The 416-nt window shown below is 57.7% G+C and carries 1 protein-coding gene; it reads left to right on the top strand.

The window, feature by feature from the left end; all coding sequences use genetic code 11:
- Positions 1–416 (top strand): hypothetical protein (locus RVY79_RS17620; RefSeq protein WP_317465788.1); only part of this gene is annotated, 416 nt, incomplete at both ends.

A 416-nucleotide genomic window follows, 5' to 3' on the forward strand; every position in this document is an offset into this window, starting at 1 on the left:
GCCTGAAATTGCTTCAAGGCCCGCTGGAAGAGGCGAAAAAGTACGAAACCGAACTTGCCAAATTCCGCGCCATGGGGCTCGGTGATGCCGTCACAGCCCAGGCTGACAAGTTCGCCAAGGGCATGAACGTCATCGGTCAGTCCGCCACGCAGAACATCAAGCTGCTGCGCGAGGCAACAGCAGTGATGGGCGATTTCGGCCATGCACAGGAGATGATGCCTCATCTTGCTCGCATGAAGACGGCTGTCGAAATGTACTCAGGCGAAGGCCATGGCGCCAAAGCCGAGAACATGATGATGGACCTTCTGCGAGTTGCAGAGCTGCAAGGCGCGCTGAAGGATCCGGAGACGTTTAAGCGAGTCACGGATCTGGCGCTCAAGTCGAATATCGCATCCGGCGGCACCGTTACCCCTCAG

It is taken from the genome of Chromohalobacter sp. HP20-39 (assembly GCF_033052815.1).
Lineage (GTDB): Bacteria > Pseudomonadota > Gammaproteobacteria > Pseudomonadales > Halomonadaceae > Chromohalobacter.